General features: G+C 66.9%; 17 protein-coding genes and 1 pseudogene. 11 read left to right on the top strand and 7 right to left on the bottom strand.

Annotation, left to right across the window (positions count from 1 at the left end; genetic code table 11):
* A partial coding sequence (gene asnB, locus QOC76_RS04390) for an asparagine synthase (glutamine-hydrolyzing) (protein ID WP_526354580.1) occupies nucleotides 1-946 on the bottom strand: 946 nt, incomplete at its 3' end.
* Between the two features lie 158 nt (nucleotides 947-1,104).
* Here asnB and ctaC point away from each other — a divergent pair.
* The 4 genes from ctaC (at nucleotide 1,105) to QOC76_RS04410 (ending at nucleotide 4,326) form a co-directional block, all read left to right on the top strand.
* Nucleotides 1,105-2,163 (top strand): aa3-type cytochrome oxidase subunit II, encoded by a 1,059-nt coding sequence (gene ctaC, locus QOC76_RS04395; RefSeq protein ID WP_526354582.1) that lies wholly within the window; start codon nucleotides 1,105-1,107, stop codon nucleotides 2,161-2,163.
* Between the two features lie 7 nt (nucleotides 2,164-2,170).
* Entirely contained in the window at nucleotides 2,171-2,590 is a 420-nt protein-coding gene (ctaF, locus tag QOC76_RS04400; RefSeq protein ID WP_526354584.1) for an aa3-type cytochrome oxidase subunit IV, read from the top strand.
* A 165-nt stretch (nucleotides 2,591-2,755) separates the two neighbouring features.
* A complete protein-coding gene (locus QOC76_RS04405; RefSeq protein WP_526354586.1) occupies nucleotides 2,756-3,631 on the top strand; it encodes an MmpS family transport accessory protein in 876 nt (291 codons plus the stop codon).
* On the top strand, nucleotides 3,631-4,326 hold the full coding sequence (locus tag QOC76_RS04410) for a DUF2561 family protein (RefSeq protein ID WP_526354588.1): 696 nt from the start codon (nucleotides 3,631-3,633) through the stop codon (nucleotides 4,324-4,326). The genes QOC76_RS04405 and QOC76_RS04410 overlap by 1 nt, the downstream gene beginning before the upstream one ends.
* A 30-nt stretch (nucleotides 4,327-4,356) precedes the next feature.
* Here QOC76_RS04410 and qcrB read toward each other — a convergent pair whose 3' ends face one another.
* Genes qcrB through ctaE form a run of 4 tightly spaced genes read right to left on the bottom strand, consistent with a single transcriptional unit; the run spans nucleotide 4,357 to nucleotide 8,730 of the window.
* A complete protein-coding gene (gene qcrB, locus QOC76_RS04415) occupies nucleotides 4,357-6,063 on the bottom strand; it encodes a cytochrome bc1 complex cytochrome b subunit (protein WP_526354590.1) in 1,707 nt (568 codons plus the stop codon).
* Nucleotides 6,060-7,307, bottom strand: coding sequence for a cytochrome bc1 complex Rieske iron-sulfur subunit (qcrA, locus tag QOC76_RS04420; RefSeq protein ID WP_526354592.1), 1,248 nt, complete (start codon nucleotides 7,305-7,307; stop codon nucleotides 6,060-6,062). The genes qcrB and qcrA overlap by 4 nt, the downstream gene beginning before the upstream one ends.
* Nucleotides 7,304-8,110 carry a cytochrome bc1 complex diheme cytochrome c subunit gene (gene qcrC, locus QOC76_RS04425; RefSeq protein ID WP_526354594.1) on the bottom strand — a complete coding sequence of 269 codons (807 nt, stop codon included), beginning with the start codon at nucleotides 8,108-8,110 and terminating at the stop codon, nucleotides 7,304-7,306. The genes qcrA and qcrC overlap by 4 nt, the downstream gene beginning before the upstream one ends.
* An 8-nt stretch (nucleotides 8,111-8,118) precedes the next feature.
* Complete coding sequence (ctaE, locus tag QOC76_RS04430) at nucleotides 8,119-8,730, bottom strand: aa3-type cytochrome oxidase subunit III (RefSeq protein ID WP_526354596.1); 612 nt, start codon at nucleotides 8,728-8,730, stop codon at nucleotides 8,119-8,121.
* A gap of 9 nt (nucleotides 8,731-8,739) precedes the next feature.
* On the opposite strand from ctaE, the gene trpD reads away from it, so the two are divergent.
* Nucleotides 8,740-9,858: an anthranilate phosphoribosyltransferase gene (gene trpD, locus QOC76_RS04435; protein ID WP_526354598.1), complete on the top strand. Its 1,119-nt coding sequence runs from the start codon at nucleotides 8,740-8,742 to the stop codon at nucleotides 9,856-9,858.
* On the opposite strand, the pseudogene QOC76_RS04440 reads toward trpD, so the two are convergent.
* A pseudogene (locus tag QOC76_RS04440) lies at nucleotides 9,796-11,583 on the bottom strand (DEDD exonuclease domain-containing protein); the annotation flags it as partial. The gene trpD and the pseudogene QOC76_RS04440 overlap by 63 nt on opposite strands.
* 102 nt (nucleotides 11,584-11,685) lie before the next feature.
* Here QOC76_RS04440 and QOC76_RS04445 point away from each other — a divergent pair.
* The 4 genes from QOC76_RS04445 (at nucleotide 11,686) to QOC76_RS04460 (ending at nucleotide 15,168) form a co-directional block, all read left to right on the top strand.
* Entirely contained in the window at nucleotides 11,686-11,922 is a 237-nt protein-coding gene (locus QOC76_RS04445) for a hypothetical protein (protein WP_526354600.1), read from the top strand.
* 154 nt (nucleotides 11,923-12,076) lie between these two features.
* Complete coding sequence (gene ripC, locus QOC76_RS04450) at nucleotides 12,077-13,213, top strand: peptidoglycan hydrolase RipC (RefSeq protein ID WP_526354602.1); 1,137 nt, start codon at nucleotides 12,077-12,079, stop codon at nucleotides 13,211-13,213.
* Nucleotides 13,182-14,012: an eCIS core domain-containing protein gene (locus QOC76_RS04455; RefSeq protein ID WP_526354604.1), complete on the top strand. Its 831-nt coding sequence runs from the start codon at nucleotides 13,182-13,184 to the stop codon at nucleotides 14,010-14,012. The genes ripC and QOC76_RS04455 overlap by 32 nt, the downstream gene beginning before the upstream one ends.
* A gap of 10 nt (nucleotides 14,013-14,022) precedes the next feature.
* Nucleotides 14,023-15,168 carry a glycosyltransferase family 4 protein gene (locus QOC76_RS04460; protein WP_526354606.1) on the top strand — a complete coding sequence of 382 codons (1,146 nt, stop codon included), beginning with the start codon at nucleotides 14,023-14,025 and terminating at the stop codon, nucleotides 15,166-15,168.
* Between the two features lies 1 nt (nucleotide 15,169).
* On the opposite strand, the gene QOC76_RS04465 is transcribed toward QOC76_RS04460, so the two are convergent.
* Complete coding sequence (locus tag QOC76_RS04465; protein ID WP_526354608.1) at nucleotides 15,170-16,999, bottom strand: AMP-dependent synthetase/ligase; 1,830 nt, start codon at nucleotides 16,997-16,999, stop codon at nucleotides 15,170-15,172.
* A gap of 78 nt (nucleotides 17,000-17,077) precedes the next feature.
* Here QOC76_RS04465 and QOC76_RS04470 point away from each other — a divergent pair, with 78 nt between their 5' ends.
* Both QOC76_RS04470 and QOC76_RS04475 read left to right on the top strand, forming a co-directional pair.
* Nucleotides 17,078-17,467, top strand: coding sequence for a C-type lectin-like domain-containing protein (locus tag QOC76_RS04470; RefSeq protein WP_526354610.1), 390 nt, complete (start codon nucleotides 17,078-17,080; stop codon nucleotides 17,465-17,467).
* An 85-nt stretch (nucleotides 17,468-17,552) separates the two neighbouring features.
* Complete coding sequence (locus QOC76_RS04475) at nucleotides 17,553-17,990, top strand: SRPBCC family protein (protein ID WP_526354612.1); 438 nt, start codon at nucleotides 17,553-17,555, stop codon at nucleotides 17,988-17,990.
* Nucleotides 17,991-18,052 lie beyond the last annotated feature (62 nt).

Here is an 18,052-nt window from a genome sequence, read left to right on the forward strand (position 1 = left end):
ACGCGACCGCGACGTCGACCTCCGAGAAACCTTCCCGTTCGAAGCCGGTGGTGAAGGTGATCAGGCGAGGGTTGTGGCGCATCGCCAGCGCCGCGATGGCGGTGGAGTCGATGCCGCCGGACAGGAATGCGCCGACGGTGACATCGGCGCGCATGTGCTTGGCCACCGAGTCCTCGAGCACGGCGGTGATCTCGTCGTAGCGGCTCTGCTCGGCGCCCGTCACGAATGGTTTCGCGGCGAATCGCGGGGTGAAATACCGGGTCACCTCGGGCCGGCCGCCCGGCCGCACCCGCGCGTAGCTGCCGGACTCCAGCCGTCGCACTCCGCGGTGCAGCGTCTCGGGTTCGGGCACGTACTGCAGCACGGTGTAGTGCTGCACGGCGCGTTCGTCGATGCCGACGTCGATGCCGAGTTCGCCGGCGAGGTCGAGCAGGCACTTTTTCTCGCTGCCGACCGCCGTACCCGCCGACCCGGTGGCGATGAACAACGGCTTGATGCCGAACGGGTCGCGCGCACAAAGCAATTCGCCCTCGACTGTGTCCCAGAGTGCGAACGCGAACATGCCGCGCAGCCGGGTCAGCGCATCGGTGCCCCAGTAGTGGTACGCGGCGATGATCGCCTCACCGTCGCCGTCGGTGTGAAACCTCGCGCCGTGCTCGCTCGCCAGCTCCTCACGAAGTTCGAGGTAGTTGTAGATCTCGCCGTTGAAGACCAGCACATAGCGGTCGGGAGACTCGGCCGGACCCCAGCGCAGCGGTTGATGGCTGTGCGCGATGTCGATGATCGACAGCCGGTTGAAGCCCAGCACGATGTGGTCGTCGTGCCAGGTGCCGGGTTCGTCCGGACCGCGATGACGCATGAGATGGGACGCGCCCGACACCGCCTCGACCAGACCAGCCGAGAGGTCGGCGGACGGGTCGGTCAGCAGGGCCAGCAGTCCGCACACCGGGCCAGTATGCCGAATTGGTCACGCGGACGTGAGGGCCGATGCGGAGACGCACGCGAGGACCGGAGATAGAGGGAGGTGTGTCGAGACCAGCACCCGCGGGTGGTCTACGCTGCGTAGTATTCGGCAGGTTCGACCGACTTGTAGGAGGCTGCGACGTGACACCTCGCGGACGCTGGGTGGTGGCACGGAGAGCGGCATTGGCAGTCGTCCTTGGTGCGGCTGCGCTGCTGCTCAGCGGGTGTAGCTGGTCGGAGGTGCTCGGCCTGGGCTGGCCGAACGGCATCACCCCGGAGGCGCACGTGAACCGGGAGCTCTGGATCGGTTCGGTGATCGCCTCACTGGTCGTCGGGGTGATCGTATGGGGCCTGATCTTCTGGACCTCGGCGTTTCACCGGCACAAGAAGGGCGACACCGAGCTTCCGCGCCAGTTCGGCTACAACATGCCCCTCGAGCTGGTGCTCACGGTGGTGCCGTTCCTGATCATCTCGGTGCTCTTCTACTTCACCGTCGTGGTGCAGGAGAAGGTGCTACACAAGGATCCCAACCCTGAGGTCGTCATCGACGTGACCGCCTTTCAGTGGAACTGGAAGTTCGGCTATCAGAAGATCGCGTTCACCGACGGCACATTCACATACGACGGCGCCGACCCCGCGCGCAAGGCGGCCGTCGCGGGCGGGCCGGAGGGTCTGGAGGGCCCGAGCGGCGGTGAGTTCGGCTCCGGCGGCGAGCATGGCATCGGCGCCAGGAAAAAGGACCGGGAGTACCTCAACTACGACAAGGTCGAGACCCTGGGCACCAGCAACGAGATCCCCATACTCGTGCTGCCGACGGGCAAGCGCATCGAGTTCCAGATCGCCTCTGCCGACGTGATCCACGGCTTCTGGGTCCCGGAGTTCCTCTTCAAGCGCGACGTCATCCCCGACCCGGCTGCCAACAACTCCGACAACAAGTTCCAGATCACCGAGATCATGAAGACCGGCGCCTTCGTGGGCCGCTGCACCGAGATGTGCGGCACTTATCACTCGATGATGAACTTCGAGGTCCGGGTGGTCGAACCCAACGACTTCAAGGCATACCTGCAGCAGCGTAGTGCGGGCAAAACCAATGCCGAAGCTCTGATGTCCATCAATCAGCCGCCGACGGCGGTCACCACTCACCCGTTCGACACCCGCCGCGGCGAACAGGCAGGCGCGACGCCCCAGGCGAGCAAGTAGGGGATACATGCACATCGAAGCCAGGTTGTTCGAATTCCTGACCGCCTTCTTTATCCTTGCCGCGGTGGTCTACGCGGCCCTGACGCAGATCTTCGGCCAAGGCGGCGTGGAGTGGGCAGGCGCCACCGCACTGGTGATGACCGCAGGCCTGACACTCATCACCGGCACCTTCTTCCGGTTCGTCGCGCGCAGGCTCGACACCAGACCCGAGGACTATGAGGACGCCGAGATCAGCGACGGAGCCGGCGAGCTGGGTTTTTACAGCCCGCACAGCTGGTGGCCGATCATCATCGCGCTGGCCGCCTCCGCCACGGCCGTCGGCGTCGCCTTGTGGTTGCCGTGGTTGATCGTCGCAGGCGTGGTCTTCGTGCTCGCCTCGGCCGCAGGCCTTGTCTTCGAGTACTACACCGGCGCTGAGAAGCACTGATCGTCGGGGTCCACACCGACGGTCGGCAAAGGTCACATCTGGGCTTCAGTTGATCACCTACCGCGCTGCCGAATTCGATCCGCTTATCGGCTTGGGTAGTGTTGCCGAGGCAACGTCAGCCGCTTGCTGTCGCGCCGATGAATCTGTGGAGAAGGATAGGCGTAAATGAGCGGGCCGAATTCCCCAGGACCGGACTCCGAGGGGTCGGAGAGCCTGGATCGGGAACCGGGTGAGCCGACCGCCGAGGAAGACGCCGTCAAGGACGCGACCGGTGAAACCGAGATCCACTCGCGGGCCTATTCGGCGCCCGAGTCAGAGCAATTCACCGCAGGCCCCTATGTGCCCGCCGATGCCGACCTCTACGACTACGACGACTACGACAAGACCGAACTGGTCGACACGGGCAGGCCGCCGCGCTGGCCCTGGGTGGTCGGCGTCGTCGCGATCATCGCCGCCATCTCGCTGGTGGTATCCGTTTCGCTGTTGGTGATGGGCACGGAGTCCGACAACCTCAACGCTGCGGGTGGGCCGACCTCGACGACGTCGGCGCCCCCTGTGCAGGACGAGATCACCACGACGACTCCGCCCCCGCCGCCGCCTCCGCCGCCGTCGTCTGAGGAACCGCCGCCTCCACCCCCGCCGGAGACCGTCACGGTGACCGAGCCGCCGCCGCCCGCTCCCGCACCGCCCGCAGAGGCGCCGCCGCCGCCTGCGCCCGAGCAACCATCGGCCTCGGCCGCGCCGCCGCCGACGTCGACGACACGCTCGGGTCCGCGCCAGGTGACCTATTCGGTGACGGGCACGAAGGCGCCGGGCGACATCATCACGGTGACCTACATCGACGCGTCCGGCCGCAGTCGCACGCAGCGCAATGTCTACATCCCATGGTCGCTGACGGTCACGCCGATCTCGCAATCCGAGGTGGGTTCGGTGCAGGCGTCCAGCCTGTTCCTGGTCAGCAGGCTCAACTGCTCGATCACCACAAGCGACGGCACCGTATTGTCCTCGAATACCGGCAACTCCGCACAGACAAGCTGCTGATGACATACAACACTGGGGCCGCGGCCCGCTCGCGGCTCAATCCGACGTCCGGAGACGCCGAGAACGTCGACCGGATCATGCTCGCGGTGTGCGCGGCGATCTGGCTGGCCGTACTGGGATCCGCGGTGGCGGCCACGGTCGCGCTCGTCGACCTGGGCAGCGGACATCGACAGTCCTCGACCGAATCGGGCACGCCCTGGTTGCTGTACGGCGTCATCGGCGTTTCCGCACTCGTCATCGTCGGCGCCATACCGCTGTTGGTGCGGGCCCGACGCGCGGCGCTCGACGACCCGCGCGCGGGTCGGGGTGGCGGCGCCAGGCCGGCGGCCACAGGCCGGACACAGGCCGTTACGCGAGCACCCGATCCGCGCACCCAGATCATTCGGTCTGGCCAGCAGAGGTCGGCCGCCGCCGGGCGTCAGCGCAGTACTCAGCCGTCGGCCGTGGGCATCAGCACATTCGGCGCCGGGCTACCCCCTGCGGTGGACCGGCTGTGGCTGCGCTGCGCCGTGGCCACCGCGTCCGCCATGGGTGTGGCGCTGCTTGCCATCGGTATCGCCACCTATCTGATGGCGGCCGGCCACGACACATTCGCATGGGCCGCTTACGTCATCGCGGGGTTGGTGACGCTTGCGATGCCCGCGATTCCCTGGATCTACCTGCGTCAGCTGAACGAACTCGTCGGCACCCACTGACGGGTCAACGGCGCGCTGCGTGCGTGTGCTTCAGTGGCCGTTCGACGAGCCGTGCCCGTTGGACGAGCCGTCGCCGTTGGACGAGCCGTCGCGGTCCTGATGCTCGCGCAATGCGGTGAGCGCCTTGCGTTCTCCGGCGTGCTCGGCCTCGACGAGCGCCTCCTGCTGATCGGCGGGATCGGCGCGCAGGAAGCTGCCGGTTCCCGGCGAGCCGCCGAAGCCCAGCTTGTTCAACCGCTTGGGCACCGGGGCGCCCTGGTACTCCAACGGAATCGCATGACCGTGATCGTCGACTGGTCCGAGCGGTTGGTGCAGCTCGATGTAGGCACCGTGCGGCAGCCGCTTTATGATGCCCGTCTCGATGCCGTGCTCGAGCACAGCGCGGTCGCTGCGCTGCAGTCCGATGCACCACCGGTAGGTGAGGTAGTAGACGATCGCGGGCAGCACCACCATGCCTATGCGGCCGATCCAGGTCGTCGCGTTCAGCGAGATGTGGAACTTGAGCGCGATGATGTCGTTCATGCAGGCGAATGTCAGCACCATGTAGAACGCGATGGCCATCGCGCCGATCGCGGTGCGTACCGGAGCGTCCCGCGGGCGCTGCAACAGATTGTGATGTGCGTTGTCCCCGGAGAACTTCTTCTCCATGAACGGCCACGCGATCAGCAAACCGAACACCAGGCCCATGAGCACAGCGATCCATACCGGCTGAGGGATGGTGTGCCCGAACGGGTAGAACTCCCACGCCGGCCAGAGGCGGATGAGGCCGTCCGTCCACATCATGTAGAAGTCCGGCTGGCTGCCCGCCGAAATCTGAGAGGGCTTGTAGGGGCCGAGCTGCCAGATCGGGTTTATCTGCAGTAGGCCGCCCATGATGCCGAGAATGCCGGTCGTCACCGCGAAGAACGCGCCGGACTTGACCGCGAACACCGGCATGACGCGGACACCGACGACATTGGTCTCGGTGCGCCCTGGCCCGGGGAACTGGGTGTGCTTCTGGAACCACACCAGCGCCAGGTGGGCACCGATGAGCGCGAGGATGATGCCCGGTATCAGCAGGATGTGCAACGCGTAGAGCCGCGGGATGATGATGCCGATAGCACAGTTGTTTCCCACACCGCCGCAAGGGAAGTCACCGCCAAAAAGCGCCCAGTGCAGCCAGGTGCCGATGACCGGAACGCCCATCGTGATGCCCGAGAATGCGGCGCGCAAGCCGGTTCCCGACAGCAGGTCGTCGGGCAGCGAGTAGCCGAAGAAGCCCTCGAACATGGCCAGTATCAGCAGCAGCGAGCCGATCACCCAGTTGGCCTCGCGGGGCCTGCGGAAGGCGCCGGTGAAGAAGATGCGGGCCATGTGCACCATGATCGACGCCGCGAACAGCAGCGCGGCCCAGTGGTGGATCTGGCGGACGAACAGACCGCCGCGCACCTCGAAGCTGATATCAAGGGTGGACGCGAAAGCTTTCGACATTTCGACGCCACGGAGCGGTTGATACACGCCGTTGTAGGTGACGTCGACCATGGACGGGTCGAAGAACAGGGTCAGGTACACGCCGGTGAGCAGCAGCACGATGAAGCTGTATAGGGCGATCTCACCCAGCAGGAACGACCAGTGGGTGGGGAACACCTTGTTCAGCTGTCTACGGACGGCTGCAGAGGGGTGGTAGCGCGAATCGATCGCGTCGCCCTGTTCGGCGATGCTCGGTGGCTTCGGCAGTGTCGGCAGTTTCGGACTCATACTGTTTTCCGTTCCCAGAATGCCGGACCGACGGGCTCGATGAAGTCGCCGTTGGCGACCAGATACCCGTCCTTGTCGATGGTGATGGGCAGTTGCGCCAGAGCGCGCGCAGCGGGGCCGAATATCGGTTTGGCGAAGTGCAGGGCATCGAACTGCGACTGGTGGCACGGGCAGAGGATGCGATAGGTCTGCTGCTCGTAAAGCGATGAGGGACAACCCAAGTGTGAGCAAACCTTGGTGTAGGCGAACAGATCGCCGAAGTTGAAGCTCTCCTGGCCCTTGCGCTTGACCACCTTGCCTATATCGCCCGGCTTGATGCGGATGAGCATCACGGGGTTGCGGACACCCATGGCTATCTCGCTCAGCCGCTCGTGGGATTCGACGGTGGTCCCGTCACCGTCGGATTCGCGCCACGGGAACACGGTGAGCATGCCGCCCGCGTCGAGGTCCTCCGGCCGAACCTTGACGAACGGAGACGCCCCGGGCTTACCGGTGGAATTGGCCAGGAAGATCGTCTCGCCATGGAACGTCGGCGTCCAACCGGACGTCCACAGCACGGCCTTCTTGCCGTCGGCGGTCGGAACCACCGGCTTCCACGGGTTCTTGATCAGACCGCCGATGAATGCGACCAATGTGCCGGCACCGAACGCGCCGAGACCGATGCCGAGCGACAACCCGATCAGCTTGCGACGCTTAAGTGTTGAGCCCTCCAAGGCATCCGTGAGGTTGGCCGCGACGGTCTTGCGCTGGATCTCGGGGGAGCGACCGTCGTGACGATCCTGGATGGAGATCTCTTCCGGGATGAACTTCTTCTGGTACAGCACGGCGCCGATGCCGATCGCGAGGATCGAAAGGCCGAACGTCAGCCCGTACAGCGGCGTGGCCAGGTCGTACCACCAGTGGCCGTCGGCTTCCCCGCCCTTGTACTCCCAGGGCCAGAATAGGAATACCAGCAGCAGTGCGACTCCCGAAAGACCGCCCAGCAGAAGCCAATTCGCCACCGAGCGTTCGGCGCGCTTCTCGGCCTTGGTGCCCTGTACGGGCCAGCGGTCTTCCTTGTAGACGATTTCGACGCCGTCGAGTTTGCCGCCGAGCTCGACCAGTTCTTCGCGCGACATCGACGCAAGTTCGGCGTCGCTGGGCTGCCCCGGTACCCCGGCATGGCCGGGAACGTCGGTGCCCCTTGGGGCGTTCTCGGCGTCGCTACCGATGCGCGATCCGCCGTCGGCTCCTCGCTCTGTCACGACCGGGCTCCGATCCACAGGGCCGCCCCAACGACGGCGACAATCCCGATGATCCAGGCGGCCATGCCCTCTGTGGTGGGTCCGAGACCTCCGAGGCCGTAGCCGCCGGGATTCGGCGCGTCGGCTGACATCCGCACATAGGCGACGATGTCGCGCTTCTCGTCGGGCGAGAGCTGCCGATCGGAGAACTTGGGCATGTTCTGCGGACCCGTCAGCATGGCGGTGTAGATCTGCGCCGGTTTGGCATCGGTCAGCTCGGGTGCGTACTTACCCGACGACAGCGCTCCGCCCTTACCCGTGAAGTTGTGGCAGGACGCGCAGTTGAGCCGGAACAGATCACTGCCGCGGGCGACGTCGTGTCCGACAAGCGACTGATCAGCAACCTGGCCGTTCTGCTCTCGCGGAACAGTGGGGCCGCCGCCGTTGGCCTGTACGTAGGCGCCGAGCGCGTCGATTTGCTGCTCGTCGAACTGCGGCGGCTTCTGCGGCGCCTGGGCTTCACCGCGCATGGCGGGCATGCGGCCGGTCGACACCTGGAAGTACACGGCGGCCTCGCCGACGCCGATGAGGCTGGGACCGCGATCGGCCACACCCTGCAGGTTGATGCCGTGGCAGGTCACGCAGGACGTGTCGAACAACTGTTTGCCCGTGCGCAGCATCGCCGAGGCCGACTCGTCGGCGACAGCCACCTGCGGCGTCGGCGTCAGCGTGGCAGCAACGCCACCCGCGACGCCCAGTCCGATCAGCAGCAGCACCGCCGCTGAGAATCGCCGACGAAGCCGGCGCCGGGACTTGCTGGTCATCGATCCCCTCATCGGACGAAGTAGATGGTGGCGAACAGCGCGATCCACACGATGTCGACGAAGTGCCAGTAGTACGAGACGACGATCGCGGCGGTGGCCTGAGCGGGTGTGAATTTGGTCATCTTCGTGCGAGCCAGCAGGAAGATGAACGCGATGAGTCCGCCGATGACGTGCAGGCCGTGGAATCCGGTGGGCAGGTAGAAGACCGACCCGTATGCGCTGCTGGAAATCGTGGTGCCGTGCTCGACGAGGTGGATGTACTCGTAGCCCTGACCGAGCACGAAGAACAGGCCCATCAGGAACGTGAGGGCATACCAGCGCCGCAACCCGAAAACATCGCCGCGTTCGGCGGCGAACACCCCCATCTGGCAGGTGAAGGACGACGCGATGAGCACCATCGTCACCGGGACGGCCTGATAGAGGTTCAGTTCGGTCGGAGGGGGCGGCCATTCACCCCCGGCCTGTGAACGTGCGGTGAAGTACATGGCGAATAGCCCAGCAAAGAACATGAGCTCGCTGGAGAGCCATACGATGGTGCCAACACTGACCATATTGGGCCGGTTGAGCGAATGAACTCGCGACGTGATCGCGGTTCCCGACGTCCCTACAGCGCTCGTCACACCGCAAGTATGACGCTTTGTAGTTGTTCATCTCCACCCGGGTCGAGCAATTGTCATAATCTTCGGGTGACTTCTTCGCGCTCCGAGCCGTCGTGGCCGCTGATCCTGGGTCGGCTGACCACTCAAAAGCCACTGGAGCTCGGCCAGGCGGCCTGGGCGATGGACCAGATCATGACCGGAGCGGCCACTCCGGCGCAGATCGCGGCGTTCGGCGTGTCGATGAAGATGAAGGGGCCGACCTCGGCCGAGGTGACCGAACTGGCCAACACCATGCTGTCCTACGCGCTGCGGGTGCCTACCGCCGAGATAGGTAACGACACCGTCGACGTGGTGGGCACCGGCGGCGACGGTGCGAACACGGTCAACTTGTCCACGATGGCAGCCATCGTGGTGGCCGCCGCGGGGGTGCCGGTGGTCAAGCACGGCAACCGGGCCGCGTCGTCGCGCAGCGGCGGCGCCGACACGCTGGAAGCCCTCGGGGTGCGCATCGACCTCGATCCCGAACAGGTGGCGCGCAGCGTCGCCGAGGTCGGGATCGGCTTCTGCTTCGCGCCGCAGTTTCACCCGTCGTATCGGTACGCGTCGGTGGCGCGCCGCGAGATCGGTGTGCCCACCGTGTTCAATCTGCTTGGGCCGCTGACGAATCCGGGTGCGCCGCGCGCGGGACTGATCGGTTGCGCATGGGGCGATCTTGCCGAGGTGATGGCGGGGGTGTTCGCGACTCGGCGGTGCAGCGTGTTGGTGGTGCATGGTGACGACGGGCTCGACGAACTCACCACCACGACGACGAGCACCATCTGGCGGGTACAGGCGGGCACGGTCGAGAAGCTGTCGTTCGATCCGGCGGGATTCGGGTTCGCGCGTGCCGACATATCCGAATTGGTGGGCGGCGACGCCGAAGCCAATGCGGCGGAGGCACGCGAGGTGCTGGCCGGCGCCAAGGGCCCCGTCCGCGACGCGGTGATCCTCAACGCCGCGGGCGCGATGGTGGCCCACGCCGGGCTAGCCAGTGGCGCCGAATGGCTGTCGGCCTGGGAGTCGGGGCTGAACCGGGCCGTTGAGGCGATCGACACCGGGGCGGCCGAAAAGCTGCTCGCGCGTTGGGTGCGGTTCACTCAGCAGGTGTGACGAGTCGAGGGTCTGTTCGGCGGCCAGCCGCGCCGACCGCGCCGAGGCGGCCCATGTCGCCCACCGTCCCGCGCACCCCACCGGCGACGCCCAACCGGGCTCGGCCCGCACGATGCGAACACCGGGCTGGGCGAGCCAGCGCATGATCAGCGCGACCTCCTCCACCAGCGCGCCACCCAGCGGGGCGGGCTCTGGCAGGATCGCCTGTGCCGCAGCACTTATCGCGTCGACGACCGGCATCGGTGGAACGCCGCGATGTGCGACGCCTGCGCCCGCCAGCTGTCCGCACCGAACCACCGCCAGGTGCCATCCGCCGCTGCCGTCGGGTCGTGCGGCGACGAGTTCGGTGACCGCCGCGAGTGCGCGCAGCCGCTGACCGCGCCACAGCACATCAATCGCGGCGGCCGCGTGATCGCGCAGCCGTGCGGCGGTCTCGTAGCGGTGGTGCGCGGCGAGTTCGCCGATGTGGGACTGCACCGCCGACAGCGCGGAATCCTCCAGCCCGTCGATCAGCGCCGCCGCGCGCCGGGGTGCCTCCGCGTATTCGGCGGCGGGGACACCGCGACGCGCCGGGCAGGGCGACAACTCGCGTTCGGGGCAGGCGGGGCCGTGGTGCGCGGAGCGCCCGATCCTTGTGGTGCAGGTGCGCAGCCCGGTGAAACGAGCCAGCAAGTCGGCCGTCTCGACGGCGTCGGCGCGCGCCCGAAACGGCCCAACGGCGCTGTCGCCCTTCGGCCTTCGCACGATCGACAGCCGCGGGAACGCCTCGTCGGTCAGCACGATCCACCACCACCGCTGCGGGAACTTCGACCGGCGGTTGTACGGCGGCGAATGCGCGGCGAGCAGCCGCAGCTCGCGCACGCCCGCCTCCAGGTCGTGTGCGCACTCGACGTGGTCCACGGCGGTGGCCAGCGCGACCATCTCCTTCATGCGCGGCCGCGAGTCGGAGCCGTTGAAGTACTGGCCGGCCCGCCTGCGCAGATCGACCGCCGTGCCGACATAGAGCACGTCGTTGGCCGGGCCGCGGAACAGGTAGACGCCGGGCCGGTGGGGCAGGTTCGCGGCGAGCACTCGCTTGCGGCGCTGCGCCTGTGTCACGTCGGGCAGATAGGAGCGCAGTTCGGTGTAGGTGTGCACGCCCTGGTTGCCGACCCGCTCGATGAGCCCGTGAAGCACGTCGACGGTGGCTCGCGCGTCGTCGAGCGCACGGTGTGTCGGTGTGGTGGCGGCACCGAACAACCGGGCCAGTGCCGAGAGCCGAACGCTGGGGGCTTCGTCGCGGGTGAGCACCCGCCGGGCCAACCGCACGGTGCAGAGCACCGGCGGGCGCGGCCAGGCGATCTGGCACCGCTCCGCGGCGGCGCGCAGGAAGCCGATGTCGAAGCCCGCGTTGTGGGCGACCAGGACCGCGCCACGGGAGAACTCGAGGAACGCAGGCAGCACCGAGTCGATCTTGGGCGCGTCGCACACCATGGCCGAGGTGATGCCGGTGAGCGCGACGATCTGCGGTGGAATGCTGCGGCCGGGGTCGATCAGCGTGGCCAGCTCGCCCAACACCGCCCCGCCGCGCACCTTCACGGCGCCGATCTCGGTGATGGCGTCGACGTTGTGGCCATCGCCGGTTGCGCGGCCCCCCGTCGTCTCGAGGTCGACGACGACGAAGGTGGTGTCCCGCAGCGAGAGGTCGGCCAGCGCATCGACGTCGGCGAAGCTGAGCTGGCCCATGCGCTGAAGGTAGGCACTGCTACCGACAGCGTTGAAGTGCCACGCCCGGATGTCGGTGGTGCCCGTTACCGTGCGACTAACTGTAGATCGAGAGGACGGCAGATGGACGAGGCCGATAAGCAGGGCACGGATACGGGAGCGGTCACCATCGATTGCGATGACTGTGCCGTGCGTGGCCCCGGCTGCAACGACTGCGTCGTGAGTGTGCTGCTCGGCGTGCCGGACACCCTGTTGGTAGACGAGCGCGCGGCGCTCGAGGTACTCGCGGAGGCCGGGATGGCTCCGCGGCTGCGGCTGGTGCCGATTCACCGGCCGGGCAGTTCGGGAGTCGTCGCCTGACGACACGCCTGGCAATCGATCGCGTCCGAAAAACTCTGAGAGGCTGTTAAATTTGCGTCTCTTGTTTGGACAAGGGTGATGCCGTTTCGTAACCTGTCTGAGACCTAGGACAGTTCGGGGCGGCTCGCCAACGGCAGTTTGAGGACACAAAACCTTGACGCTCGACCTTACGCAGCGGATCACGCGCGGAGTTAAGCGACCAATCATATGTGCGATAGCGGGCTTGATGCTGGTCGCAAGTGTTGTCGCAGGCAACGTGCACGCCGACCCCGCCGATGATGCGCTGGCAAAACTGAATGAACTGTCGCGGCAGGCCGAGCGGACCACCGAGGCGATGCATTCGGCACAGCTGGACCTCAACAACAAGCTGGCCGCGCAGCAGGAAGCCGACGCGAAGCACACCGCCGACCAGGCGGCGCTCGACAAGGCCACGGCGGAATTGGCAACGTTCCAGTCAGCGGTCGACAAGTTTGCCGCTGCCCAATACATGGGCGGTAGAACCAGCGGCATGGACGCGATGCTGACGGCCGACTCACCGCAGCGGCTCATCGAGCAACTCTCGGTGCAGCGGGTGATGGCCTCGGAGATGTCGGCGCAGATGAACAGCTACCGAACCGTCAACGCCGAGGCCGCCAAGGCCCAGGAGGCCTCCGCCAAGTCGGCGGCCGACGCGAAGACGGCAGCTGAGCAGGCCGCAGCGGTGCGCGCGGACCTGCAAAGCAAGCAAAGCCAGCTGCAGGTGCAGGTCGCCGTCGTGAAGTCGCAGTTCCAGGCGTTGACACCCGGTCAGCGCGAAGCCCTCGCAGCAGTCCCGCCGCCGCCTCCACTTCCTGAGGCAGCACCGCCTGCTCCAGAAGACCCGGCGATCGTGGCCGCCCCGCCCGACGCCATCCCACCGGGCGACGTCGCACCGCCGGAAGGCGCCCTCGTCCCCGAGGCGCCCGGCGGCGAAGGCACGATGGCGGTCCAGGCCGCGCTGACAAGGATCGGCTCTCCCTATACATGGGGCGGATCCGGGCCCAACCAGTTCGACTGCTCGGGCCTGGTGATGTGGGCGTTCCAGCAGGCGGGCATCTCGCTGCCGCACTCCAGCCAGGCGCTGGCCCGCGGTGGTCAGTCGGTGGACATGTCGCAGATGCAGCCGGGCGACGTCGTGACGTACTACTCCGACGCCTCCCATGCGGCGATCTACATCGGCGACGGAATGATGGTGCACGCGTCCACCTACGGCACGCCGGTGCAAGTGGCACCGGTGAACAATGCCCCGATCCACAACGTTCGCCGGTACTAGTCGCGCACTGCTGGGCCTGCTGCTGATCGTCGAGCTGATCGCGGCGGTGACGCTCGTCGGCAGGCCGGGTTCCTCTGCTTTCACACCTGCTCCGGCGGCGACGCCCACCACGTCTGCGGTGGCGTCGCGCAGCGTGACGGTCGCCGACGGTCGCACGGTGGAACTGATGAATCTGGGTGGCTCGACAACGCAGCCGCTGCTCGACCGGGTGTCAGTCGCGATGGACGATGCCGTCGCCGCCGTGACGGCGTTCTGGGGTGAGGACTGGCGCCGCGACATCGTCATCGTCGCCACCGCGACCGATGAACAATTCCGCACGCTGGCGGGCGGAGGGTCCGACATCGCCGCGGCGACGACGGGCCAGCGCATTGTTTTCGCGCCGGGTGCCGCCGCGATGAGCGATGCCGCATTGCGAATTGTTCTGCGCCATGAACTCTTTCACTTCGCAGCGCGGGCCGATACCGCACCTGACGCTCCGCGGTGGCTGACCGAGGGCGTCGCCGACTTCGTGGCCAGACCTGCGGCGCCGCGGCCGGGACCCGAGCGGGCAGCCGAGATGGCGGTTCTGCCCTCCGACGCCGACCTGGAGACCGTCGGGCGCACCCGCACACTCGCCTACGACCGCGCCTGGTGGTTCACCCGATTCGTCGCCGACCGGTACGGCACCGCGGCCCTGCGGCGCCTGTACCAACGGGCCTGCGGGCCCGGCCATCCCGGTATCGAGACGGCCGTGTCGGAGACGCTGGGCGCCGACCTCGGTGAGGTGCTGGCCGACTGGCGTGCCTGGTTGGCCGGATAGCCTGACCGTCATGGCCCGCGTTCTGCTGGTTACCAACGACTTTCCGCCGCGCCGCGGCGGGATCCAGTCGTATCTGCATGAACTCGTCGGGCAACTCGTGCGCTCGAGTGACGACCACACGCTGACGGTGTACGCGCCGAAGTGGAAGGGCTGCGAGGAATTCGACGCCGAGGCCACGGCGACCGGCTATCAGGTGGTGCGCCACCCGACCACCCTGATGCTGCCCGTTCCCGGCGTGGACGACAGGATGCGGCGGCTGATCGCGGACAACGACATCGAGACGGTCTGGTTCGGCGCGGCCGCGCCCCTTGCGCTGTTGGCGCCGCGCGCGCGCAGTGCAGGCGCCCGACGGGTCATTGCCAGCACGCACGGGCACGAGGTCGGCTGGTCGATGCTGCCGGTGGCCCGCACCGCACTGCGCCGTATCGGCGACGGCACCGACTCGGTCACCTACGTCAGCCGCTACACACGGGGCCGGTTCGCGTCGGCGTTCGGACCGCACGCCGCGCTGGAATACGTGCCGCCGGGCGTCGACACCGACCGGTTCGCACCCGATCCCGCCGCGCGTGCGGAGATGCGATCGCGATACGGGCTGGGCGACCGCCCGGTGATCGTCTGTCTGTCGAGGCTGGTGCCCCGTAAGGGCCAGGACATGCTGATCCGCGCCTTGCCCGCGATCCGGAACCGCGTCGACGGTGCGACCCTGGTCATCGTCGGCGGCGGACCCTACCTCGAGAGGCTGCACCGGCTCGCCGGGGAGGCGGGCGTCACCGAGCACGTGATCTTCACCGGCGGGGTGCCCGGCGCCGAGCTGCCCGCCCATCACGCGATGGCCGACGTGTTCGCGATGCCGTGCCGGACCCGCGGCGCCGGCCTCGATGTCGAAGGCCTTGGCATCGTCTACCTGGAGGCGTCGGCGACGGGTATTCCGGTGGTCGCCGGCAATTCGGGCGGGGCGCCGGAGACGGTGCAAGACGGCGAGACGGGGCGTGTCGTCGACGGAAACAACGTCGACGAGATCGCCACTGCCGTAAGCGAAATACTCGCCGATCCCCAGTGGGCCGCCCAGATGGGCGCCGCAGGCCGGCGCTGGGCAGTGGACAACTGGCAGTGGCGCAGCCAGGCCGCCAGACTGCAGTGCCTGTTGAATCCGTAGATCAGGCCCTGTCGTAGAGGCCCTCGATGTCGGAGGCGAACTTCTCCGCCACCACCTTGCGCTTGACCTTCAGCGTCGGCGTCAACTCTCCGGTGTCCTCGGTGAAGTCGACGGGCAGGATGCGGAACTTGCGGATCGCCTCGGCCTTCGACACCGCTTGGTTGGCTTCCTTGACGGCAAGGTCGATCTCGGCCGTGAGGTCAGGGTCGTCGGCGAGGTCCGCGACCGTCGCGTCGGTGTTCTTGCCGTTGCGCTCCTTCCAGCCGGGCCAGGCCTCGGGATCGATCGTGATGAGCGCGGCGATGAACGGTTTGGCGTCGCCGACACACATAGCCTGGCTGATCAGCGGGTGCGCGCGCAGCCGGTCTTCCAGAATGGCGGGGGCGACGTTCTTGCCGCCCGCGGTGACGATGATCTCCTTCTTGCGGCCGACGATGGTCAGGAAACCCTCGTCGTCGATCGCGCCGAGGTCACCGGTGTGGAACCAGCCGTCGGAGAACACGGCGCGGGTCTCCTCCTCGTTGTGCCAGTAGCCTGCGAACACCACGCCGCCGCGCACCAACAGCTCGTCGTCGTCGTTGAGGCGCATGCTGTTGCCCGGCAACAGTTTCCCAACCGAGCCGATCTTGATCGCGTTGATCTGGTTCACGGTGATCGCCGCGCTGGTCTCGGTCAGCCCGTAGCCCTCGTAGATGGTCAGCCCGACGCCGCGGTAGAAGTGGCCGAGCCGGGCACCCAGCGGTGCACCGCCCGAGATCGCGGCATGGCAGTCGCCGCCGAGCGCGGCGCGCAGCTTGCCGTAGACCAACCGGTCGAACACCGCGTGCTTGACGCGCAACAGCAGACCGGGACCTTTGCCTTTCCGCTCCTCGCGTCCGCGGCCGTTTTCCTGTGCCTGGCTCCACTCGATCGCGGTGTTGACGGCGGCCTCGAAGATCCGGCCCTTGCCGTCGCTGCGCGCATTCTGCTCGGCGGTGTTGTAGACCTTCTCGAACACCCGGGGCACCGACACCACCAGCGTCGGCTTGAACAACCCGAACATCGGCACCAGGTTCTTGATGTCGCTGGTGAACCCGAGCGTCACCTTGTTGGAGAACGCGGCGATGGTGATCGCGCGGGCCAGCACGTGCGCCAGGGGCAGGAACACCAGCAGGCGCTCGCCCTTGTCGAGCAACGTCGGGAAGGACGCCTTGGCCCCACGGATCTCGTAGACGAGGTTGGAGTGGGTCAGCTGGCAGCCCTTGGGCCTGCCGGTCGTGCCCGAGGTGTAGATCAGCGTCGCGGGGTCGGACGCCTTGATGCTTGCCAGCCGCGCGTCGAGTTCGCCCGTGTCGACCGACTTGCCCGCCGCGGTCAACTCGTCCAGCGCCGACGCGCCGGAACTGTCGATACGCAACACCTTTCGCAGATCCGGCAGTTCGTCCTTCAGGTGGTCGATCTTTTCGGCGTGCGCGTCCGTTTCGGCGAACACCAGAACCGCACCGGAATCACTGAGCACGTGACGCACCTGCTCGACTGAGCTGGTCTCATAGATCGGCACGGTCAAGGCGCCGACCGACAGGATCGCGAAGTCGATGATCGGCCACTCGTAGCGGGTGGCCGAGAACACGGCCACCCGGTCACCGGGCGCAACACCCTCGGCGATCAACCCGAGTGCCACCGAGCGAATCTGCTCTGCCGCCTGCGCGGCCGTGACGTTCTTCCAGTCACCATCGACGAGGCGCTGGAAGATCACGAGGTCGGGGTCGTCGCGTTCGTGCGCATACACGGAGCTGACGATGTTGTCGTGCTCCTCGACGTCGAACGATGCGGGAACACTGACCTCGCGCACGGTGTGGCCTCCGGGTGGTAGCGGTTTTGCCCGACCAGCCTAGTAGGCACGGCGGCGGCATATGTGAAGCTAGTGGCGATGAACAGCATCCAGGTCGCCGATCAGACGTTCGTGGCCGCCGACCCCGTCGAGGTCGGCAAGGCCGTCGCGGATCGGGCGAGCTGGCGGCGCTGGTGGCCGGACCTGCATCTGACGGTGATCGATGATCGCGGCCCCCTCGGGCACCGCTGGAGCGTCAACGGCGCGCTGACCGGAACGATGGAGGTCTGGCTGGAGCCGTCGCTCGACGGCGTGATCCTGAACTACTTCCTGCACGCCGAGCCCGCCGGGGTGGCCGCCTGGCAGCTGGCCAAGATGAACCTGGCCACGCTGAATCACCAGCGCCGGGTGGCGGGCAAGAAGATGTCCTTCGAACTGAAGCAGAAGCTGGAGGCGTCGCGGCCGGTTGGGATGCCTCCGCGGGCCTGATACTGGGTCAGACCCGGCGGCGGCGGGTAAGTTTTTATTTCATCGAGGGTAAACGCGGGCGCGCGGAACGACAGGAAGCGGCTTAGTGGCGGACAAAACGGCACAGACCATCTACATCGACGCGGATCCATCGACGGTGATGGACGTCATCGCCGACATCGGCTCCTACCCGGACTGGGTCGCCGAGTACAAGGAGACCGAGGTCTTGCAGGCCGACGACGAGGGCTTTCCCAAGACGGCCCGGCTGTTGCTCGACGCCGCGGTGCTCAAAGACACCATGGTGCTGGAGTACGACTGGCCGCCCGATCGCCGCTCGGTGACTTGGAAGCTGGTGTCCAGTTCGCTGCTCAAGTCGCTCGAGGGCGCATACCACTTGTCTCCGAGCGGATCTGGCACCGACGTCACCTATGAATTGTCGGTCGACCTGATCATTCCGATGATCGGCCTGCTCAAGCGGAAGGCTGAGCGCAGGTTGACCGACACCGCACTGAAGGACCTCAAGAAACGAGTCGAGGCTGAGTGATCCCGCGGCGCCTACCCATGCCCGGATCAGTCTCTTCGTTGGCAAGGGTGGGGTAGGTAAGT

Source organism: Mycobacterium sp., from assembly GCF_032159565.1.
GTDB lineage: Bacteria > Actinomycetota > Actinomycetes > Mycobacteriales > Mycobacteriaceae > Mycobacterium.